This is a genomic window from Pseudomonas sp. C2B4 (assembly GCF_013359695.1).
GTDB lineage: Bacteria > Pseudomonadota > Gammaproteobacteria > Pseudomonadales > Pseudomonadaceae > Aquipseudomonas.
In genome coordinates, this window is record NZ_JABFMU010000025.1 from 13,177 (window position 1) to 32,286 (window position 19,110).

The 19,110-nt window shown below is 60.7% G+C and carries 17 protein-coding genes; 9 read left to right on the forward strand and 8 right to left on the reverse strand.

Annotation, left to right across the window (positions count from 1 at the left end):
- Positions 1-5: 5 nt before the first annotated feature.
- From HNQ83_RS16920 to HNQ83_RS16935, 4 genes are read right to left on the reverse strand one after another with little or no spacing between them, the layout of a single operon-like run.
- Positions 6-533, reverse strand: a complete 528-nt coding sequence (locus tag HNQ83_RS16920; RefSeq protein WP_175389981.1) for a pilus assembly protein PilP — start codon at positions 531-533, stop codon at positions 6-8.
- Positions 530-1,153: a type 4a pilus biogenesis protein PilO gene (gene pilO / locus HNQ83_RS16925; RefSeq protein ID WP_175389982.1), complete on the reverse strand. Its 624-nt coding sequence runs from the start codon at positions 1,151-1,153 to the stop codon at positions 530-532. The genes HNQ83_RS16920 and pilO overlap by 4 nt, the downstream gene beginning before the upstream one ends.
- A complete protein-coding gene (locus tag HNQ83_RS16930) occupies positions 1,150-1,716 on the reverse strand; it encodes a PilN domain-containing protein (protein ID WP_175389983.1) in 567 nt (188 codons plus the stop codon). Before HNQ83_RS16930 ends, pilO begins: the two co-directional genes overlap by 4 nt.
- Positions 1,716-2,777: a type IV pilus assembly protein PilM gene (locus tag HNQ83_RS16935; protein ID WP_175389984.1), complete on the reverse strand. Its 1,062-nt coding sequence runs from the start codon at positions 2,775-2,777 to the stop codon at positions 1,716-1,718. Before HNQ83_RS16935 ends, HNQ83_RS16930 begins: the two co-directional genes overlap by 1 nt.
- Before the next feature lie 217 nt (positions 2,778-2,994).
- Here HNQ83_RS16935 and HNQ83_RS16940 point away from each other — a divergent pair, with 217 nt between their 5' ends.
- Positions 2,995-5,433, forward strand: coding sequence for a penicillin-binding protein 1A (locus HNQ83_RS16940; RefSeq protein ID WP_372241911.1), 2,439 nt, complete (start codon positions 2,995-2,997; stop codon positions 5,431-5,433).
- A 267-nt stretch (positions 5,434-5,700) separates the two neighbouring features.
- Here HNQ83_RS16940 and HNQ83_RS16945 read toward each other — a convergent pair whose 3' ends face one another.
- From HNQ83_RS16945 to rpmE, 3 genes are all read right to left on the reverse strand, one after another.
- Positions 5,701-6,969 (reverse strand): malic enzyme-like NAD(P)-binding protein, encoded by a 1,269-nt coding sequence (locus tag HNQ83_RS16945; RefSeq protein ID WP_175389986.1) that lies wholly within the window; start codon positions 6,967-6,969, stop codon positions 5,701-5,703.
- Between the two features lie 183 nt (positions 6,970-7,152).
- Positions 7,153-7,941: a thermonuclease family protein gene (locus HNQ83_RS16950; protein ID WP_175389987.1), complete on the reverse strand. Its 789-nt coding sequence runs from the start codon at positions 7,939-7,941 to the stop codon at positions 7,153-7,155.
- A 35-nt stretch (positions 7,942-7,976) separates the two neighbouring features.
- A complete protein-coding gene (rpmE, locus tag HNQ83_RS16955) occupies positions 7,977-8,195 on the reverse strand; it encodes a 50S ribosomal protein L31 (protein ID WP_008047849.1) in 219 nt (72 codons plus the stop codon).
- 289 nt (positions 8,196-8,484) lie between these two features.
- Between rpmE and HNQ83_RS16960 the strand changes: the two genes are divergently transcribed.
- Positions 8,485-10,704: a primosomal protein N' gene (locus tag HNQ83_RS16960; RefSeq protein ID WP_175389988.1), complete on the forward strand. Its 2,220-nt coding sequence runs from the start codon at positions 8,485-8,487 to the stop codon at positions 10,702-10,704.
- 90 nt (positions 10,705-10,794) lie between these two features.
- Here the strand turns inward: HNQ83_RS16960 and HNQ83_RS31225 are convergent, their stop codons facing one another.
- Complete coding sequence (locus tag HNQ83_RS31225) at positions 10,795-10,917, reverse strand: hypothetical protein (protein WP_256669033.1); 123 nt, start codon at positions 10,915-10,917, stop codon at positions 10,795-10,797.
- Between HNQ83_RS31225 and argS the strand changes: the two genes are divergently transcribed.
- From argS to phaZ, 7 genes are all read left to right on the forward strand, one after another.
- Positions 10,916-12,652, forward strand: a complete 1,737-nt coding sequence (gene argS, locus HNQ83_RS16965) for an arginine--tRNA ligase (protein WP_175389989.1) — start codon at positions 10,916-10,918, stop codon at positions 12,650-12,652. The two genes, HNQ83_RS31225 and argS, sit on opposite strands and share 2 nt — an antisense overlap.
- 1 nt (position 12,653) lies before the next feature.
- Entirely contained in the window at positions 12,654-13,364 is a 711-nt protein-coding gene (locus HNQ83_RS16970; protein WP_175389990.1) for an SPOR domain-containing protein, read from the forward strand.
- A 230-nt stretch (positions 13,365-13,594) separates the two neighbouring features.
- Positions 13,595-14,134 carry an ATP-dependent protease subunit HslV gene (gene hslV / locus HNQ83_RS16975; protein ID WP_175389991.1) on the forward strand — a complete coding sequence of 180 codons (540 nt, stop codon included), beginning with the start codon at positions 13,595-13,597 and terminating at the stop codon, positions 14,132-14,134.
- A gap of 52 nt (positions 14,135-14,186) precedes the next feature.
- Complete coding sequence (gene hslU / locus HNQ83_RS16980; RefSeq protein ID WP_175389992.1) at positions 14,187-15,524, forward strand: HslU--HslV peptidase ATPase subunit; 1,338 nt, start codon at positions 14,187-14,189, stop codon at positions 15,522-15,524.
- Between the two features lie 143 nt (positions 15,525-15,667).
- Complete coding sequence (locus HNQ83_RS16985; protein ID WP_175389993.1) at positions 15,668-16,045, forward strand: gamma-butyrobetaine hydroxylase-like domain-containing protein; 378 nt, start codon at positions 15,668-15,670, stop codon at positions 16,043-16,045.
- A 260-nt stretch (positions 16,046-16,305) separates the two neighbouring features.
- Positions 16,306-17,985, forward strand: coding sequence for a class II poly(R)-hydroxyalkanoic acid synthase (phaC, locus tag HNQ83_RS16990; RefSeq protein WP_175389994.1), 1,680 nt, complete (start codon positions 16,306-16,308; stop codon positions 17,983-17,985).
- Positions 17,986-18,207: 222 nt separating this feature from the next.
- The gene (phaZ, locus tag HNQ83_RS16995; protein ID WP_175389995.1) at positions 18,208-19,062 is read left to right on the forward strand and encodes a poly(3-hydroxyalkanoate) depolymerase; all 855 of its coding nucleotides are present in this window, start codon (positions 18,208-18,210) and stop codon (positions 19,060-19,062) included.
- The last annotated feature ends 48 nt before the right edge of the window (positions 19,063-19,110 follow it).

Consider the following 19,110-nt stretch of genomic DNA (forward strand, 5'->3'; position numbering starts at 1 on the left):
TTCCACTATGAGTGTTCTTTCAAGGGGATGGTCCGCGGTCGCTCCAGCCAGGCACCTTCGCCATCAGGGACAATTTCGATCACATCGACTTGCGAGGCATTGATGGCGACGATCCGTCCGTCGTTGCGCCCCAGGTAATCTCCGACTTTCAGCCGATGCACCCCGCCTACCCCGCGCAACAGCGCAAAGGAGCCCGATGCATTGGAGATCGTGCCGACCATTTCAAACTGCTCGATGTTGAAACCTTCGAGGTACTGCTTGACCCGTGAGGGATCGGGTTTGACGTTGCGCGAGCCGTGCTTCTGACCCGCCAGGTCAACCCTGACCTGCTGCGAAAACGGACTGCGCAGGTTGGCGGCGTTGTAGGTGAATGTCGGGTAAGACCGGAATGTCGGCGTTGGTTCAATCCTGCCCGGCGCACGCAGGCGCATTTCGTTCATGTAGGCGTCCAGATCACTGAAGTCATCACTGCCACCACATCCCGCAAGGACAGCCAACGCCACGACCGTGAAAACAACACGAATCGGGCTCATGGATGCAGCCCCTTGTCGTTGTAGCGATAGGTCCTGGCCAGGATGCTCATGCGCAATTTGGGTCCGCCGTCGGGATTGACCGGCGCCAGGTCGAAATCATGCAGGGTGACAATGCGCGGCAGTCCGGCCACGCCACTGACGAAAGTGGCCAGGTCGTGATAGGTGCCGGTGACGGTAATCTGGATCGGCAGCTCGATGTAGAACGGCTGGGCAACCTCGGGCAACAGCTTGATTTCCTCAAACTCCAGGCCGCTGCCCAGGCCGGTTCGGGTGATGTCTTCCAGCAGGCCAGGCACTTCGGTATCACTGGGCAGTTGCCGCAACAGCACGCCAAAGGAGTTTTCCATCTCCCTCATCTGCTGGGAGTAAAGCTCCAGATTCGCCGCCATATGCGCCTTGGTGGCGAACTGTTCCTTGAGGGGCGACTCTTCCTCGCGCTTGAGCTGTAGCTGGCTCTCAAGCTCGCTCGTGGAAAAGCTGTAACCGAGCGCCAGCACCAGCAGCATGACCAATGCGCCCACCAACACCTTGATCGCAGGCGGCCATGAACCGATGTTGTGGGTGTCCAGCTCGTTGATGTCGATCCCGCGCAGTCCTTCGATCCATGCGGACAGGCTCATTTTCCGTCCTCCACGGCGGCAGGCTGAGCCTGACGAACGGTCAACTGAAAGACGTTGGCCTGGTCCAGCTGGCCGGCGGTGGTTGCCTTGACTTCCGTCAGGCTGGGCGCATCGAACCAGTCCGATGCTTCCAGATTGCGCATCAGGTCGGAAACACGATTATTGGATTCTGCCGCACCGGTAATGGATAAGGTCTTGCCGGCCATTTTCACTTCCGTGAAATACACCCCATCGGGCAGGGTCCGTGCCAACTGGTCAAAAATTCGCCCGCTGATCGGTCGATTGCCTTGCAAGTCCTGGATGATGCGCATGCGCTCGACCAATTGCTGGCGACGAGCCTTGAGATCGCTGATCTGCTTGATCCGCTCGTCGACGACGGCGATCTGCTTGCCGATGTAATCGTTACGCGCAACCTGCCGGGCTAATGCATTATCGATCGCCTGATTGGCGATCAGCACCGCGCCCGCCGCACCCAGCAGTACACCGAGCAGAATCAGCAAATAGCGCTTGCGACGCTGCTCGCGCAGCTCTTCGCGCCAGGGTAGAAGATTGATCCGCGCCATCAGTCGAAACTCCTGAGGGCGAGACCGCAGGCGATCATCAGGGCCGGCGCATCGCTGGTCAGCGCCGCGGCGTTGACCTTGTGACTCAGGGTCATTTCGGAAAACGGATTGGCCACCTGCGTCGGCGTACCCAACTGCTGTTCGATCAACCGATCCAGCCCGGGGACAGAGGCCGTGCCGCCTGCCAGCAAAATGTGATCGACCGAGTGGTACTGACCCGAGGCAAAGAAAAACTGCAACGAACGCGAGACCTGATGAACCAGCGCCTCGCGAAACGGCTGCAACACTTCGCTGGTGTAATCGGCAGGCAAACCGCCCTGCTTCTTCGACAGCCCCGCCTGCTCGAGGGTCAGGCCGTATCGACGCTGAATCTCCTCGGTCAATTGGCGACCGCCGAACAATTGTTCACGGGTGTAGATGATCCGCCCGCCCAGCAGCACGCTCAGGGTGGTCATGGTCGCACCGATGTCGACCACTGCCACCAATCGCTCCCGGGAGACCGCCAACTGATTCGCCAGCAAGCCAAAGGATCGCTCCAGGGCATAGGCTTCCACATCGACCACACGAGCCGTCAGGCCGGCCAGGGCCAGGGCCGCTTCACGAACCTCGACATTTTCCTTGCGACAGGCCGCGAGCAACACATTGACCCGCTCGGGATTGCGCGCCGACTCGCCCTGGACTTCGAAATCGATGGCGACTTCATCCAGCGGATAAGGGATGTATTGATCGGCTTCGACCTTCAGCTGGCTTTCCATCTCGTCGTCAGAAAGGCCGGCATCCATCTCGATGGTCTTGGTGATCACGGCTGATCCGGCCACGGCAACGGCAACGTTCTTGAGGCTGGTCCTGGCCTTGATCAGCACCCGAGAGAGGGCCTGGCCCACACCTTCGAGCTCGACGATATTTTTTTCGATAACGGCGCTGGCGGGCAGCGGCTCGACCGCGTAGGCCTCAACCCTGTAGCGGTCGCCCTGGCGGCTCAACTCCAGGAGTTTCACCGAGGTGGAGCTAATGTCGATACCTAAAAGCGTATTGGCTTTTTTATTGAAGAGTCCTGGCACTATCAATTCCCTATGACTATCCGTGAGTTACGGACTCTGTAATGTGTGTTGCGTTCCCTCCACCCGTCTTGACAGCAGCCGCCAATGACGCCTGCGACGGAAAAATGCTTATAATGCCCAGCGTTTTTTTCCGCTTTTTCTCAAGCGCGGGTCGTTCGCCTTTAACCTGAACCCTGATGCCTCATTCAATTTTTACCCTGGATATCCAAAAGCCTTGATTCGTCTGCTGAAATTTCTCGGTTGGTCCATCGTCGCGGTTTTCTGCGGACTGCTTCTGGGTCTGAGCGGGGCGTTTCTTTACCTTAGCCCCGGATTACCGTCCGTGGAGGCACTGAGAAGCATCCAGTTGCAGATTCCGTTGCGGGTCTACAGCAGCGACAACAAGTTGATCGCAGAATTTGGCGAAATGCGCCGTACTCCTATCCGTTTCGCCGACATTCCCCCCAATTTCATCAATGCGTTACTAAGTGCTGAAGACGATAACTTCGCCAATCACTATGGCGTCGACCCCAGCAGCCTGATGCGCGCCGCCACCCAACTGGTCAAAAGCGGGCATATCCAGTCCGGCGGCAGCACGATCACCATGCAGGTGGCCAAGAACTTCTTCCTGACCAGCGAACGCAGCTTCTCGCGCAAAACCACCGAAATCCTCCTGGCACTGCAGATCGAACGACAGCTGACCAAGGACGAAATCCTTGAGCTGTACGTCAACAAGATCTATCTGGGCAACCGTGCCTACGGCATCGAGGCGGCAGCACAGGTTTACTATGGCAAGTCGATTCGTGACGTCAGCCTGGCGCAGATGGCGATGATTGCCGGCCTGCCAAAGGCCCCGTCGCGCTTCAACCCGCTCGCTAACCCGGCACGCAGCAAGGAGCGCCGCGACTGGATCCTTGGACGCATGTACAAACTCGGCAAAATCACCGAAGCCGACTACACCGCCGCAATCAACGAGCCGCTGAACGCCAGCTACCACGTGCCGACGCCGGAAGTGAACGCCCCGTACATCGCCGAAATGGCCCGAGCCGAGATGGTCGGTCGCTATGGCAGCGACGCCTACACCGAAGGTTTCCGCGTCACCACCACGGTGCCGAGCAACCTTCAGGAGATGGCCAATACCGCCCTCCACGAAGGCCTGATGACTTACGACCAGCGTCACGGCTATCGCGGGCCAGAGTCGCGCCTGCCGGGCAAGACCCGCGAGGCGTGGGCGACCGAACTGACCAAGCAGCGCACCATCAGCAGTCTTGAGCCGGCCATCGTCACCCAGGTCGACAAGAACGGCCTGCAGGTCCTGACCCGCACTGGCAGCGAGCATGTGGGCTGGGACACCATGAAATGGGCTCGCCCGTTCCTGAACACCAACAGCATGGGCGCCAATCCGAAGCAGCCATCGGACGTGGCTCAGGTCGGCGACCTGATTCGCGTTCAGCGCCAGCCGGACAATTCATTAAAATTCAGCCAGATTCCCCAAGCCCAGGGTGCACTGGTGTCCCTCGACCCGCAAAACGGCGCGATCCGCTCGCTGGTCGGCGGCTTTGCCTTCGAACAGAGCAACTACAACCGCGCATTGCAGGCCAAGCGCCAGCCAGGTTCGAGCTTCAAGCCTTTCGTCTACAGCGCCGCGCTGGATAACGGTTACACCGCCGCCAGCCTGGTCAATGACGCGCCGATCGTGTTCGTCGACGAGTACCTGGACAAGGTCTGGCGCCCGAAGAACGACACCAACACCTTCCTCGGCCCGATCCGCCTGCGCGAAGCGCTGTACAAGTCGCGCAACCTTGTGTCGATCCGCCTGCTGCAAGCGTTGGGTGTCGACCGCACCATCGACTACATCAGCAAGTTCGGCTTCAACAAGCAGGACCTGCCGCGCAACCTGTCCCTGGCGCTGGGTACCGCAACCCTGACCCCAATGGAAATCGCCACGGGCTGGAGTACCTTCGCCAACGGCGGCTACAAGATCACCCCGTACATCATCGACAAGGTCGAAAGCCGCAATGGCGATACGCTGTTTGTCGCCAATCCGGCGAGCGTTCCGAAGGGTGGCGCCGCCAGCGACGGTATCGCTGCGCCCGCAGCCGAGGCCTTTACGGTCAACGCGACGCCAGGCGATACACTGAGCGCCCAACCGACACCTCAGGCACCCGCGGTGGCTGAACGCATCGTCGATGGCCGCACCACCTACATCCTCAACAGCATGCTCGAGGATGTGATCAAACTCGGCACCGGTCGTCGCGCCCTGGCCCTGGGCCGCAGCGACATCGCCGGCAAGACCGGTACGACCAACGAATCGAAGGACGCCTGGTTCTCCGGCTACAACGCTGACTACGTGACCACTGTCTGGACCGGATTCGACCAGCCCGAAAGCCTCGGCCGCAAGGAGTTCGGCGGCACGGTCGCGCTACCGATCTGGATGAACTACATGGGCGCCGCGCTCAAAGGCCTGCCGCCTCACACGCAGCCAGAACCGGAAGGCATCCTGAGCCTGCGCGTCGACCCGATCAGCGGCCGCGCCGCGACCCCAGGCACGCCAGGGGCTTATTTCGAGCTGTTCAAGGCCGAAGACACACCACCGTCGGTGAATGAACTGGGCAACGGCAACGCACCCGGCAGCCCGCTGCCGGCGGACGAAGCGGCACCGATCGATTTGTTCTGATCGGAGTCGAAAAATGGCCCTGCCCTCGAGAGAGTTGCAGGGCTTTTTTGTGCCTGCCGTTTTTTTGCGGTGATTGATCAGTCCCCTTCGCGGGCAAGCCCGCTCCCACAGGTTTCTCTGTTGCTCAGGAAATCCCGTGCACACCACCACCCTTGTGGGAGCGAGCCTGCTCGCGAAGACGGCCGGACAGACACCGCCTAATCTGCAGACAATAAAAAACCCTGACTCAATACGAGCCAGGGTTTTTGGTTGAAGCGCTACAACGACTTAGCCGTTGAACACGTCATCCACGCTTTTCAGCGGGTAGTTCTTCGGATACGGCAGGGTCGCCACACCGGTCTCGATGGCGGCCTTGGCCACTGCGTCGGAGATCAGGGTGATCAGACGGGCATCCATTGGCTTCGGAATGATGTACTCACGACCGAATTCCAGCTTGATGCCGCCGTAGGCGTCGCACACTTCCTGAGGCACTGGCAGCTTGGCCAGCTCACGCAGGGCATTGGCCGCAGCCACTTTCATTTCTTCGTTGATGCGCTTGGCGCGAACGTCCAAGGCACCACGGAAGATGAACGGGAAGCCCAGCACGTTGTTGACCTGGTTCGGGTAGTCGGAACGACCGGTGGCCATAATCACGTCGCTACGGGTAGCGTGCGCCAGTTCCGGGGAGATTTCCGGATCCGGGTTCGAGCAGGCGAAGACGATCGGGTTAGCCGCCATCGACAGCAGGCCTTCAGCGCTCAGCAGGTTCGGGCCGGACAGGCCAACGAACACGTCTGCACCCTTCAGGGCGTCAGCCAGAGTGCGCTTGTCAGTCGCGTGAGCGAAGACAGCCTTGTACTGGTTCAGGTCGTCACGGCCGGAGTGAATCACACCGGTACGGTCGACCATGTAGATGTTTTCGATGTTGGCACCCATGCTCACCAGCAACTTCATGCAGGAGATGGCGGCCGCACCGGCGCCCAGGCAGACGATCTTGGCTTCCGGCAGGGTTTTGCCGGCGATTTCCAGGGCGTTGATCATGCCGGCCGCGGTCACGATGGCGGTGCCGTGCTGGTCATCGTGGAACACTGGAATGTCGCACTGTTCGATCAGGGCACGTTCGATCTCAAAGCACTCAGGTGCCTTGATGTCTTCCAGGTTGATGCCACCGAAGGTGATGGAGATGCGCTTGACGGTGTCGATGAAGGCTTGCGGGCTTTCGGAGTCAACTTCGATGTCGAATACGTCGATGCCTGCGAAGCGCTTGAACAGCACGCCCTTGCCTTCCATCACTGGCTTGGAAGCCAATGGGCCGAGGTTACCCAGGCCGAGAATCGCGGTGCCATCGGAAATGACTGCAACCAGGTTGCCTTTGCCGGTGTATTTGTAGGCCAGTTCCGGGTCGCGGGCGATTTCGCGTACGGGTTCGGCTACGCCGGGGCTGTAGGCCAGCGACAGGTCGCGGGCAGTAGCGGTGGCCTTGGTGAGCTCGACGCTCAGCTTCCCTGGACGAGGATTGGCGTGATATTCGAGAGCGGCAGTTTTCAAATCAGACATGTGGGCATTCCGCTTTTACTGTTGGACAGACTGGTCAGCGAGGATACGCGCCTCGCAAAATCCCCACAAGACTGGCCGGTCATCCCTGTCAAGCGCCCTGCCCTACGACTTTGGGCCAAGAGCCGCGAAACACAAGGGATACGACTGTTCACAATCTAACGAAAAAATGTCTACAACTTTTTATCAGGGCGCCACTTCGAGCATTGCCGGATCCGTGAGCGGCAACATCCAGCGCGCCTGACCGTCCTTGAGTCCGCCACGGCGCGAACGATCCAGCACCCAGCCACGCGCCTCGATTTGCCTGCCCTTGAGGTTTTCGAGTAAGGCCGAATCGAAACGGGCGAGCACATTGGGTGCAACGCGCAATACAACCGAATCCTGCAATTCGATCCAAACCCCGCCGCGATTGCGTTGAACCTTGCTCACACGACCGCTGAGCACAGCAAAACCGGCCGTACTGATCTGATCCGCTTTCAGTACAGGTGACTGGCGCCACACGCCGCGCCCGGACTGCCGGGCACTGCGCTCCGCAGCCTGCTGACAGCCCAACAGATCGACATTCGGAGGGACCGCCACCAGAAAGCCGAGGCCTTCGGCGAGCATTTGCGCCTCAAGATTGGCGCCGTCCGCGCCATAGACATGGGCCAGGGTCCGCCCATAGCGGTCTTTGCTTTCTTTGCCGGGCAGCAAGCCGACCTGCCCATCGCTCGCCGCCACCAAGGCTTCGAGACGTTTACGGGCGGCCACGGCAAAGGGTTCGTCGGAGCGCCCTTTCTTGCCCAGCTCCGGCGTATTCAAGCCGATCATGCGTACACTGCGGCCATCGCTCAGGCGCAGCGTATCGCCATCCACCACCCGCTGAACCTCGACGGATGCCAGGCCTCCCGGTACCGGACAGAGGGCCTGGGCAGTGGAAAGCCAAATCACGGACACAAAAAAGGCGCCCGCAAGGGACGCCTTTTTCATCAGCATGGAAAAACCGGAACGGCTTCCCAAGTTGACAGGCCTTAGGCCTTTTTCGCGCCGAAAGCACCGAAACGGTCGGCGAAGCGCTGAACGCGGCCGCCAGTGTCCAGAGTCTTTTGCTTACCGGTGTAGAACGGGTGGCATTCGTTGCAAACGTCGATCGCCAGGGCTTTGCCGAAGGTCGAACGGGTTTCGAACTTGTTGCCGCAGCTGCAGGTAACAGCAACTGCTGGGTATTCTGGATGGATATCAGCTTTCATGGTGTCTTCCTCAGGCTAGCGTGCCGCCACCCAACACTATTGTTGAATACCGCACGTAATTAGGCCGCGGATTCTACCAGACAATCCCATTCACGCAAGCTGTCACTGAGACCGACCGTCTGCTAGGCTCCCGGCCAATGTACCCCCCTGTGGGAGCGAGCCTGCTCGCGAAGACGGAGTGCCAGTCAGCATTTTTTAGTCTGACACACCGATTTCGCGAGCAGGCTCGCTCCCACAGGTCATGTGCTCAATCCCTGCTTCTATTGTCCGCTGATCGAGAATCCCCCGCGTGCCCGACGCCATTTTGCGCCTCGCCCTGCCTTCGCCCCTGCGCCGCCTGTTCGACTACCGCGCGCCAGCCGGCGTGTTGCGCGCGCAACTGCACCCCGGCATGCGTCTGCGGGTGCCATTCGGGCGCCGGGAGATGATCGGGATTCTGGTCGAAGTCACCGATACCAGCGAAGTGCCAGCGGAGAAACTCAAACCGGCGTTGGCACTACTGGACGCCACGCCACCGCTGCCACCCACGCTGTTCAAGCTGTGCCTGTGGACATCCCAGTATTACCAGCACAGCCTTGGTGACACCCTGAGCTGGGCTCTGCCAGTACTGCTACGCCAGGGCGAACTGGCCGAAGCACGCCAGGAACGCTTCTGGTCCGCGGCCCCCGGCGCCAGCCTCGACGACCCGCGTATCGCCCGCGCCCCGCGCCAGCGTGAAGCCCTCGCGACGCTGGCCCAGCACCCCCACGGCGTCGCCCATCAGTTGCTGAGCAAACTGATGCTGAGCAAGGACAGCCTCGATCTGCTGCTGGCCAAGGACCTGGTGCAAGTCGAAGTCCGCAAGCATGCTCCAGGCGCCCGACACGAGCACTGGCTCGCCCAACCGGAGCTGCCGCTCAACACGGAGCAACGCGCCGCGTATGAAGCGATTCGCGCCGGTTTCGACTGCTATCACGCGTTCCTGCTGGCCGGCGTGACCGGCAGCGGCAAGACCGAAGTGTATTTGCAACTGATTCGCGAAACTCTGGAGGCCGGCAAACAGGCATTGGTGCTGATCCCGGAAATCAACCTGGGCCCGCAAACCCTGGCGCGCTTCGAGCAACGCTTCAATGCACGCATCGCTTTGATCCATTCGGCGGTCAACGATCGCGAGCGCCTCGACGCCTGGCTCGCCGCCCGTGACGGCGAGGCCGACATCATTATCGGCACCCGCTCGGCACTGTTCACGCCGATGAAAAACCCGGGGCTGATCATTATCGATGAAGAACACGACGGTTCTTATAAGCAGCAGGAAGGCCTGCGCTACCACGCTCGCGATCTGGCACTGGTGCGCGCCCGGCAGGAAAACATCCCGATTGTGCTCGGCTCGGCCACGCCGTCACTGGAAAGCCTGCAAAACGCCTACACCGGCCGCTACGGCCTATTACGACTGAATGAACGCGCGGGTGGCGCCAAGCAACCGCGCTTCCTGCGCCTGGACGTAAAAAGCCGTCCACTGGACAGCGGTATTTCCGGACCGATGCAACAAGCCATCGGCCAGACCCTGGCTGCCGGCCAGCAAGTCCTGGTGTTCCTCAATCGCCGCGGCTTCGCCCCTACCCTGCTTTGCCATGACTGCGGCTGGATGTCCGAGTGCCAGCGCTGCGATGCGCGCATGACCGTGCATCAACGATATGGCGAACTGCGCTGCCACCATTGCGGCTACGTCGAACGTGTTCCACGCCAGTGCCCGAAGTGCAACAAGGTCGATTTGCGCCCGGTGGGAGCTGGCACCGAGCGGGCCGAAGAGCGCTTGGGGATTCTGTTCCCGGACTACCCGGTACTGCGGGTCGACCGCGACAGCACCTCGCGCAAGGACGCGATGAATCAGCTGTTCGCCACCATTCAAAAGGGCCAACCGTGCATCCTGGTGGGCACGCAAATGCTCGCCAAGGGCCACCACTTTCCACGGGTGACGCTGGTATCGATCCTCGATGCCGACGGCGGGTTGTTCTCCGGTGACTTCCGCGCCAGCGAGCGGATGGCGCAATTGATTGTTCAGGTCGCCGGACGCGCCGGTCGGGCGGAAGAGCCCGGCAAAGTGATCATCCAGACGCACCTGGCCGACCATCCGCTGCTGGTGCAATTGACCGAGCAGGGCTATTTCGCGTTTGCCGAACAGGCCTTGAGTGAACGTCGTGCGGCGGGCCTGCCGCCATTTGCCCACTTGGCGCTGTTGAGGGCCGAAGCGCACAAACCGGGTCAGGCTGAAGGCTTTCTCGATGAGGCGTGCAGCGAGGCCGAGCGTTTGCTGGCCGAACAGGGTTTAACCGGGATCGAGTTGCTCGGGCCAGTGCCAGCGCCAATGGAACGCCGGGCCGGGCGCTACCGGGCGCAATTGTTGCTGCAGGCAACCGCTCGGGCGTCGCTGCACCGATTGCTGGCCAGTTGGTTGCTGGTGCTGGAACAAATGCCGAGCGGGCGGGCGGTGCGTTGGTCTTTGGATGTCGATCCGGTCGATTTGTATTGATTTGAAGATTGCCTTCGCGAGCGGGCTCGCTCCCACAAATGCCGACATTCCAATGTGGGAGCGAGCCTGCTCGCGAAGAGGCTCGATTTGTCACCACATATCCATAACCTGCCCGCTATAGTTGGCAAGCCCGCCTCGGCAACGGATAATGCCCAGTTTTTCCACCAGCGCATCGAAGCGCCCGCCGCGCCTGCGGTCGAAAGAGAAGACCATGAAAGACACCATTCGCCAGCTGATCCAACAAGCCATCACCCAACTCGTCAACGAAGGTGTGTTGCCTGAAGGCCTGTCGCCGGCGATCCAGGTGGAAAACTCCCGCGACAAGAAGAATGGCGACTTCGCCAGCAACATCGCCATGATGCTGGCCAAGCCGGCCGGCATGAAGCCCCGCGACCTGGCGGAAAAAATCATTGCCGCACTGCCGGCTGACGAAAACGTCTCCAAGACCGAAATCGCCGGCCCTGGCTTCCTGAACTTCTTCCAGAACACCGACGCCCTGGCCGCGCGCCTGGACGCCGCCCTGGCCGACGCCCACATCGGCGTGCGCAAGGCCGGCCCGGTACAGCGCACCGTGGTCGACCTGTCGGCTCCGAACCTGGCCAAGGAGATGCACGTCGGCCACTTGCGCTCGACCATCATCGGCGACGGCGTGGCTCGCGTGCTGGAATTCCTCGGCGATACCGTGATTCGTCAGAACCACGTCGGCGACTGGGGCACCCAATTCGGCATGCTGATGGCTTACCTGCAGGAAAACCCGATCACCAGCGACGAGCTGTCGGACCTGGAAAACTTCTACCGCGCCGCCAAGCAACGCTTCGACGAATCCGAAGAATTCGCCGACCGCGCCCGTGGCCTGGTGGTCAAGTTGCAGGCTGGCGACCCTGACTGCCTGGCGCTGTGGACCAAGTTCAAGGACATCTCGCTGTCCCACTGCCAGAAAATCTACGAGCTGTTGAACGTCAAGCTGACCATGGCCGACGTGATGGGCGAAAGCGCCTACAACGACGACCTGATCAACGTGGTCAACGATTTGAAAGCCGCCGGCATGCTGGTCGAAAGCAACGGCGCCCAATGCGTGTTCCTCGACGAGTTCAAGAACGCCGACGGCGATCCGTTGCCAGTGATCATCGTCAAGGCGGACGGCGGCTACCTCTACGCCACCACCGACCTGGCCGCCGTGCGCTACCGCAGTGGCAAGCTCAAGGCCGATCGTGCGTTGTACTTTGTTGACCAGCGCCAGGCCCTGCACTTCCAGCAAGTCTTCGCAGTTGCCCGCAAGGCCGGCTTCGTGACGCACCCGATGGAAATGGAACACATGGGCTTCGGCACCATGAACGGCGCCGATGGCCGTCCGTTCAAGACCCGTGACGGTGGCACCGTGAAGCTGATCGACCTGCTGACCGAGGCCCAGGAACGCGCCTACACCCTGGTGAAAGACAAGAACCCGGAACTGGCCGAAGCCGACCTGCGCAACATCGCCAAGGTCGTGGGCATCGGCGCGGTGAAGTACGCCGACCTGTCCAAGCACCGCACCAGCGACTACAGCTTCAACTTCGACCTGATGCTGAATTTCGAAGGCAATACCGCGCCGTACCTGCTGTACGCCTACACCCGCGTGGCCGGCGTGTTCCGCAAACTGGGCAAGGACTTCAGCGAAGTCGAAGGCCAGATCGTTCTCGAAGCGCCGCACGAACACGAACTGGCGGCGAAACTCGCGCAATTTGGCGAAGTGCTGAACAACGTGTCCGAGAAAGGTACGCCGCACATCCTCTGCACTTACCTGTACGACGTCGCCGGCCTGTTCTCCAGCTTCTACGAGAACTGCCCGATCCTCGCCGCCGACACCCCGGAACAAATGCAGAGCCGTCTGCGCCTCGCCGCGCTGACCGGACGCACCCTCAAGCAAGGCCTGGAACTCTTGGGTCTGGAAACTCTGGAGCGCATGTAAGTTGGCTGCCAAGAAAAAACCTGCACCCAAGCGTGGCGCCAGCCGTTACCAAGCTCCAGCGAAGCAACCGATCCCGGGTTGGTTGTGGATGGCCATCGGCCTGACGGTCGGTGCCTTCATCGTATTCCTGATGAAGCTGGAGCCAGGCAAGGGCAGCGACACGGTCAAGCGCGAGAAGGTCGAGCAGCAACAGAAAGCCACCAAGATCGCCGAGGCCAACAAGACCCCGCCGAGCCCGACGCAACCGGTAAAGCCGAAGTACGACTTCTACACCCTGCTGCCGGAATCGGAAGTCATCGTGCCGCCGGATGCCGTGCCGGAAAAAACGTTGCCGACGCCACAGGTGCCGGCCGTTCCAACCACACCGGTAACCCCGGCGGAAGCGGCAAAGATCGACACGGCTCGCGCCCAGGCCGCCCTGGCTGGCATCACGCCACCGCCCGCGCCGCCCGTCACCAAGGCCGCACCGGTGACCAAGTTCTTCCTGCAGGCCGGTTCTTTCCGCAAGGAGTCTGACGCGGACAAGGTACGCGCGCAGATCATCCTGCTCGGCCAGGCGGTGGCGGTTGAATCCGGCACGGTGAAGGACGAGACCTGGTATCGGGTATTGGTCGGTCCGTTCAGCAATCGCGAACAATTGACCACCGCGCAGAAACAACTGTCCGGGGCCGGGTTCAGCAATCTGTTGTTACAACAACGCCAGAGCCGCTGATTCACCAAGACCTCCGCGTTATCGTTCTTCGCGAGCAGGCTCGCTCCCACAGGATTGGCGTCACCCCTGTGAGAGCGAGCCTGCTCGCGAAGGCGTCAGCACAGACACCGCAACCTCCTCCGCAAGAACACCGCTCGTCCCCCGTCACGCCGCACAGTTGAAATCCTCTCCACCACCCCCATATGTATCGGCATAAGGCACTTTCGCCCCGCTGCGTGGAGACTCTTCCCTTGACCACCATCGTTTCAGTTCGCCGCCAAGGCAAAGTCGTCATGGGCGGCGACGGCCAGGTTTCTCTCGGCAATACCGTGATGAAAGGCAACGCCAAGAAAGTTCGTCGCCTGTACCACGGCGAAGTCCTTGCCGGTTTTGCCGGCGCCACGGCTGACGCCTTTACCCTTTTCGAACGTTTCGAGGGTCAGCTGGAGAAACACCAGGGCCATCTGGTTCGTGCCGCCGTGGAACTCGCTAAAGAATGGCGCACCGACCGCACGTTGAGCCGCCTCGAAGCCATGCTCGCGGTTGCCAACAAGGATGCCTCCCTGATCATCACCGGCAATGGCGACGTGGTCGAACCTGAGCACGGCCTGATCGCCATGGGCTCCGGTGGCGCCTATGCCCAGGCTGCCGCCAGCGCACTGCTGCAAAAAACCGACCTGTCGGCCCGGGAAATCGTCGAGACCGCCCTCGGCATCGCTGGCGACATCTGCGTATTCACCAACCACACCCAGACCATTGAGGAGCAGGACTGCGCCAAAGGCGACGAGTAAGTCTGTTTCGGCTGCATGCCACGACTCATTTGTTTAAGGTCCGTCAAATATTATGTCCATGACTCCCCGTGAAATCGTCCACGAACTCAATCGCCATATCATCGGCCAGGACGATGCCAAGCGCGCCGTCGCCATTGCCCTGCGCAATCGCTGGCGCCGGATGCAGCTGCCTGAAGAACTGCGCGTTGAAGTCACCCCGAAAAACATCCTGATGATCGGCCCGACCGGTGTCGGTAAAACCGAGATCGCCCGTCGCCTGGCCAAACTGGCCAACGCCCCGTTCATCAAGGTCGAAGCGACCAAGTTCACCGAAGTCGGCTATGTCGGCCGTGACGTCGAATCAATCATTCGTGATCTGGCCGATGCCGCCATCAAGCTGCTGCGCGAACAGGAAATCACCAAGGTTCGCCACCGCGCCGAAGACGCCGCCGAAGAGCGCATCCTCGACGCGCTGCTGCCTCCTGCACGCATGGGTTTCAGCAACGACGACGCTCCGACGTCCGACTCCAACACCCGCCAGCTGTTCCGCAAACGCCTGCGTGAAGGCCAGCTGGACGACAAGGAAATCGAAATCGAAGTCGCCGAAATGTCCGGCGTCGATATCTCCGCGCCACCCGGCATGGAAGAGATGACCAACCAGTTGCAGAGCCTGTTCGCCAACATGGGCAAGGGCAAACGCAAGAGCCGCAAGCTCAAGGTCAAGGAAGCGCTGAAGCTGGTGCGCGACGAAGAAGCCAGCCGCCTGGTCAACGATGAAGAGTTGAAGGCCAAGGCACTGGAAGCGGTCGAGCAGCACGGCATCGTGTTCATCGACGAAATCGACAAGGTCGCCAAGCGCGGCAATGTCGGTGGCGCCGACGTGTCCCGTGAAGGCGTGCAGCGCGACCTGCTGCCGCTGATCGAGGGCTGCACCGTCAACACCAAGCTGGGCATGGTCAAGACCGACCACATCCTGTTCATCGCTTCCGGCGCGTTCCACCTGAGCAAGCCGAGCGACCTGGTGCCCGAGCTGCAAGGTCGCCTGCCGATTCGCGTTGAACTCAAGGCTCTGTCCCCACAGGACTTCGAACGCATTCTCAGCGAACCCCACGCGTCGCTCACCGAGCAATATTGCGCGCTGCTGAAAACCGAAGGCCTGACCATCGAGTTCCAGCCAAGCGGCATCAAACGCATCGCGGAGATCGCATGGCAGGTCAACGAGAAAACCGAAAACATCGGTGCGCGTCGCCTGCACACCCTGCTTGAGCGCCTGCTCGAAGAGGTATCGTTCAGCGCCGGCGACCTGGCCAGCGCCCACGATGACAAGGCGATCCAGATCGATGCCGACTACGTCAACAACCACCTGGGTGAATTGGCGCAGAACGAAGACCTGTCCCGTTATATCCTGTAAGCCATACTTACAGCGGTGATGGACCTGTGGGAGCGAGCCTGCTCGCGAAAGCGGTCTGACATTCAAAGGTTATGTTGAATGTTATGACGCCTTCGCGAGCAGGCTCGCTCCCACAAAGTCCCACACAAAACGGACGCCCAGCCATGACCCAACTCCCCACCGACATCAAGCTGCACAAAGCCTCGAAAACCCTGACGCTCAAGTACGCGTCCGGCGAGGAATACACCCTGCCCGCCGAGTTCCTGCGCGTGCACTCTCCTTCCGCCGAGGTCCAGGGCCACGGCAAACCTATCCTGCAATTCGGCAAGATCAATGTCGGCCTGAGCAAAGTAGAACCGGCCGGTCAGTACGCACTGAAATTGACCTTCGACGACGGCCACGACAGCGGCCTGTTCACCTGGGAATACCTCTATGAACTGGGGCGACGTTATGACGCACTCTGGGAGGATTATCTGGCCGAGCTCAAAGCCGCCGGTAAAACCCGCGACCCGAACGAATCTGTCGTCAAGCTGATGCTCTAGCCTGAGCCTCTTGCTCTTTAGAAGGCATTTTCTAATTCCATCTGTTTGAATGCTCCGCTTCGATGCCGGTGATTGGCCTGCTTGCGAAAAAAATTAAACTCGGGTAACCAATGGAGCTGGCAAGTTCCCTGCAGTGCTCTCTGCGAAGAAAAAGCAGCGATGCAGAATTAACGGTCACCTGGGCAGTAGTACCTGGAATTGGCTGTGTGACTTGCGCAGCAGGACCCGGGTACTCGTGTCAGGACAATGGAGCGTCGTAGATGAGTAACAAGAATAACGATGACTTGAAGTATCAGGCCTCGGAAAACACCTTGGGACTGAATCCTGTCGTTGGGCTGCGTGGAAAGGATCTACTGGCTTCTGCTCGAATGGTGCTCAGGCAGGCAATCAAACAGCCTGTGCACAGCGCCAAACACGTCGCGCATTTTGGCCTTGAACTCAAGAACGTACTGTTCGGCAAATCCGAGCTGCAACCGACCAGCGATGATCGTCGGTTTGCCGACCCGGCCTGGAGCCAGAACCCGCTCTACAAACGTTATTTGCAAACCTACCTGGCGTGGCGCAAGGAGCTCCACAACTGGATCGACGAGAGCAACCTGGCGGCCAGCGACGTCGCCCGCGGGCACTTCGTGATCAACCTCATGACCGAAGCCATGGCCCCGACCAACACGGCGGCCAACCCGGCAGCCGTCAAACGCTTTTTCGAAACCGGCGGCAAGAGCCTGCTCGACGGGCTCTCGCACCTGGCCAAGGACCTGGTGCACAACGGCGGCATGCCGAGCCAGGTCAACATGGGCGCATTCGAGGTCGGCAAAAGCCTGGGCGTGACCGAAGGCGCGGTGGTGTTCCGCAATGACGTGCTGGAGCTGATCCAGTACAAGCCAATCACCGAGCAAGTCCACGAGCGCCCGCTGCTGGTGGTGCCGCCGCAGATCAACAAGTTCTATGTTTTCGACCTGAGCCCGGACAAGAGCCTGGCGCGGTTCTGCCTGCGCAATAACGTGCAGACCTTCATCGTCAGCTGGCGCAACCCGACCAAGGAGCAGCGCGAGTGGGGCCTGTCGACCTACATCGAGGCGCTCAAGGAAGCGGTCGACGTGGTCACCGCCATCACCGGCAGCAAAGACGTGAACATGCTGGGTGCCTGCTCCGGCGGCATCACCTGCACCGCTCTGCTGGGCCACTACGCCGCGATCGGCGAGAACAAGGTCAACGCCCTCACCCTGCTGGTGAGCGTGCTCGACACGACCCTGGAAAGCGACGTCGCCCTGTTCGTCAACGAGCAAACCCTCGAAGCCGCCAAGCGCCACTCGTACCAGGCCGGTGTGCTGGAAGGGCGGGACATGGCCAAGGTCTTCGCCTGGATGCGCCCCAACGACCTGATCTGGAACTACTGGGTCAACAACTATTTGCTGGGCAACGAGCCACCGGTTTTCGACATCCTGTTCTGGAACAACGACACCACGCGGCTGCCGGCAGCGTTCCACGGCGACCTGATCGAGATGTTCAAAAACAACCCACTGATTCGCCCGAATGCACTGGAAGTGTGCGGTACCGCCATCGACCTCAAGCAGGTGACGGCCGATATCTTTTCCCTGGCCGGTACCAACGACCACATCACCCCGTGGAAGTCCTGCTACAAATCGGCGCAGCTGTTCGGCGGCAACGTTGAATTCGTGCTGTCCAGCAGCGGACATATCCAGAGCATCCTGAACCCTCCGGGCAATCCGAAATCCCGCTACATGACCGGTGCCGAAATGGCGGACAGTGCCGATGAGTGGCAGGAAAACGCCACCAAGCACACTGATTCCTGGTGGTTGCATTGGCAGGCGTGGCAGGCCCAGCGTTCGGGCGAGCTGAAAAAAGCGCCTGTGAAGCTTGGCAGCAAGGCTTATCCGGCGGGCGAAGCATCGCCGGGTACTTACGTCCACGAGCGGTAACTGACACACCCCCACTCCACTGTGGGAGCGGGCTTTTGTGGTGAGGGGATTTATCCCCGTTGGGTGGCGAAGCCGCCCCAAAACCTGGAATCGCGGTGTATCAGGTACACCGAGTGAAATGGTTTTACGACTGCTGCGCAGCCGAACGGGGATAAATCCCCTCGCCACAAGCTCGCTCCTACAGGAGGGGTCGGGGATGAATTCATAAACAGGGCTTGAAGCATGCCGCAACCGTTCATATTCCGTACTGTCGACCTGGATGGCCAGACCCTCCGTACGGCGGTGCGTCCCGGCAAGCCTCACTTGACGCCCTTGCTGATTTTCAACGGCATTGGCGCCAACCTGGAGCTGGTGTTCCCCTTCGTCGCGGCGCTGGACCCGGACCTGGAAGTCATCGCTTTCGACGTGCCCGGTGTCGGCGGTTCGTCGACGCCGAATCGCCCGTATCGGTTTCCGAGCCTGGCGAAACTCACGGCGCGCATGCTCGATTACCTCGATTACGGGCAGGTCAATGTGATCGGTGTGTCCTGGGGTGGCGCGCTGGCCCAGCAGTTCGCCTACGACTATCCGGAGCGCTGCAAGAAGCTGGTGCTGGCCGCCACGGCGGCGGGCGCGGTGATGGTGCCGGGCAAGCCGAAAGTGCTGTGGATGATGGCCAGCCCGCGACGCTACATCCAGCCTTCGCACGTGATCCGCATTGCGCCGATGATCTACGGCGGCTCGTTCCGTCGAGATCCGACGCTGGCTGCGAACCACGCAGCCAAGGTGCGTTCGGCAGGCAAGCTTGGTTACTACTGGCAGCTGTTCGCCGGACTCGGCTGGACCAGCATTCACTGGTTGCACAAGATCAACCAGCCGACCCTGGTCCTGGCCGGCGATGACGATCCGCTGATTCCGCTGGTCAACATGCGCTTGCTGGCGTGGCGGATTCCCAACGCCCAGCTGCACATAATCGATGACGGGCATCTGTTTCTGATTACCCGGGCCGAGGCGGTGGCGCCGATCATCATGAAGTTTCTCCAGGAGGAACGGCAGCGAGCGGTGATGCATCCGCATCCGTCGCCATTGGGCGGTTAATCGGCTCATCATCGGTCGGCAGGAGGCCGCGCCGCGCAACAACCCGCT

Excerpts from the sequence above, each read along its gene's own strand:
- HNQ83_RS16920 (WP_175389981.1), bottom strand. The coding sequence starts at position 533 with ATGAGCCCGATTCGTGTTGTTTTCACGGTCGTGGCGTTGGCTGTCCTT.
- pilO (WP_175389982.1), bottom strand. The coding sequence starts at position 1,153 with ATGAGCCTGTCCGCATGGATCGAAGGACTGCGCGGGATCGACATCAAC.
- HNQ83_RS16930 (WP_175389983.1), bottom strand. The coding sequence starts at position 1,716 with ATGGCGCGGATCAATCTTCTACCCTGGCGCGAAGAGCTGCGCGAGCAG.
- HNQ83_RS16945 (WP_175389986.1), bottom strand. The coding sequence starts at position 6,969 with ATGTCTGATTTGAAAACTGCCGCTCTCGAATATCACGCCAATCCTCGT.
- HNQ83_RS16950 (WP_175389987.1), bottom strand. The coding sequence starts at position 7,941 with ATGCTGATGAAAAAGGCGTCCCTTGCGGGCGCCTTTTTTGTGTCCGTG.
- rpmE (WP_008047849.1), bottom strand. The coding sequence starts at position 8,195 with ATGAAAGCTGATATCCATCCAGAATACCCAGCAGTTGCTGTTACCTGC.
- argS (WP_175389989.1), top strand. The coding sequence starts at position 10,916 with ATGAAAGACACCATTCGCCAGCTGATCCAACAAGCCATCACCCAACTC.
- HNQ83_RS31225 (WP_256669033.1), bottom strand. The coding sequence starts at position 10,917 with ATGGTCTTCTCTTTCGACCGCAGGCGCGGCGGGCGCTTCGATGCGCTG.
- hslU (WP_175389992.1), top strand. The coding sequence starts at position 14,187 with ATGTCCATGACTCCCCGTGAAATCGTCCACGAACTCAATCGCCATATC.
- HNQ83_RS16985 (WP_175389993.1), top strand. The coding sequence starts at position 15,668 with ATGACCCAACTCCCCACCGACATCAAGCTGCACAAAGCCTCGAAAACC.
- phaC (WP_175389994.1), top strand. The coding sequence starts at position 16,306 with ATGAGTAACAAGAATAACGATGACTTGAAGTATCAGGCCTCGGAAAAC.
- phaZ (WP_175389995.1), top strand. The coding sequence starts at position 18,208 with ATGCCGCAACCGTTCATATTCCGTACTGTCGACCTGGATGGCCAGACC.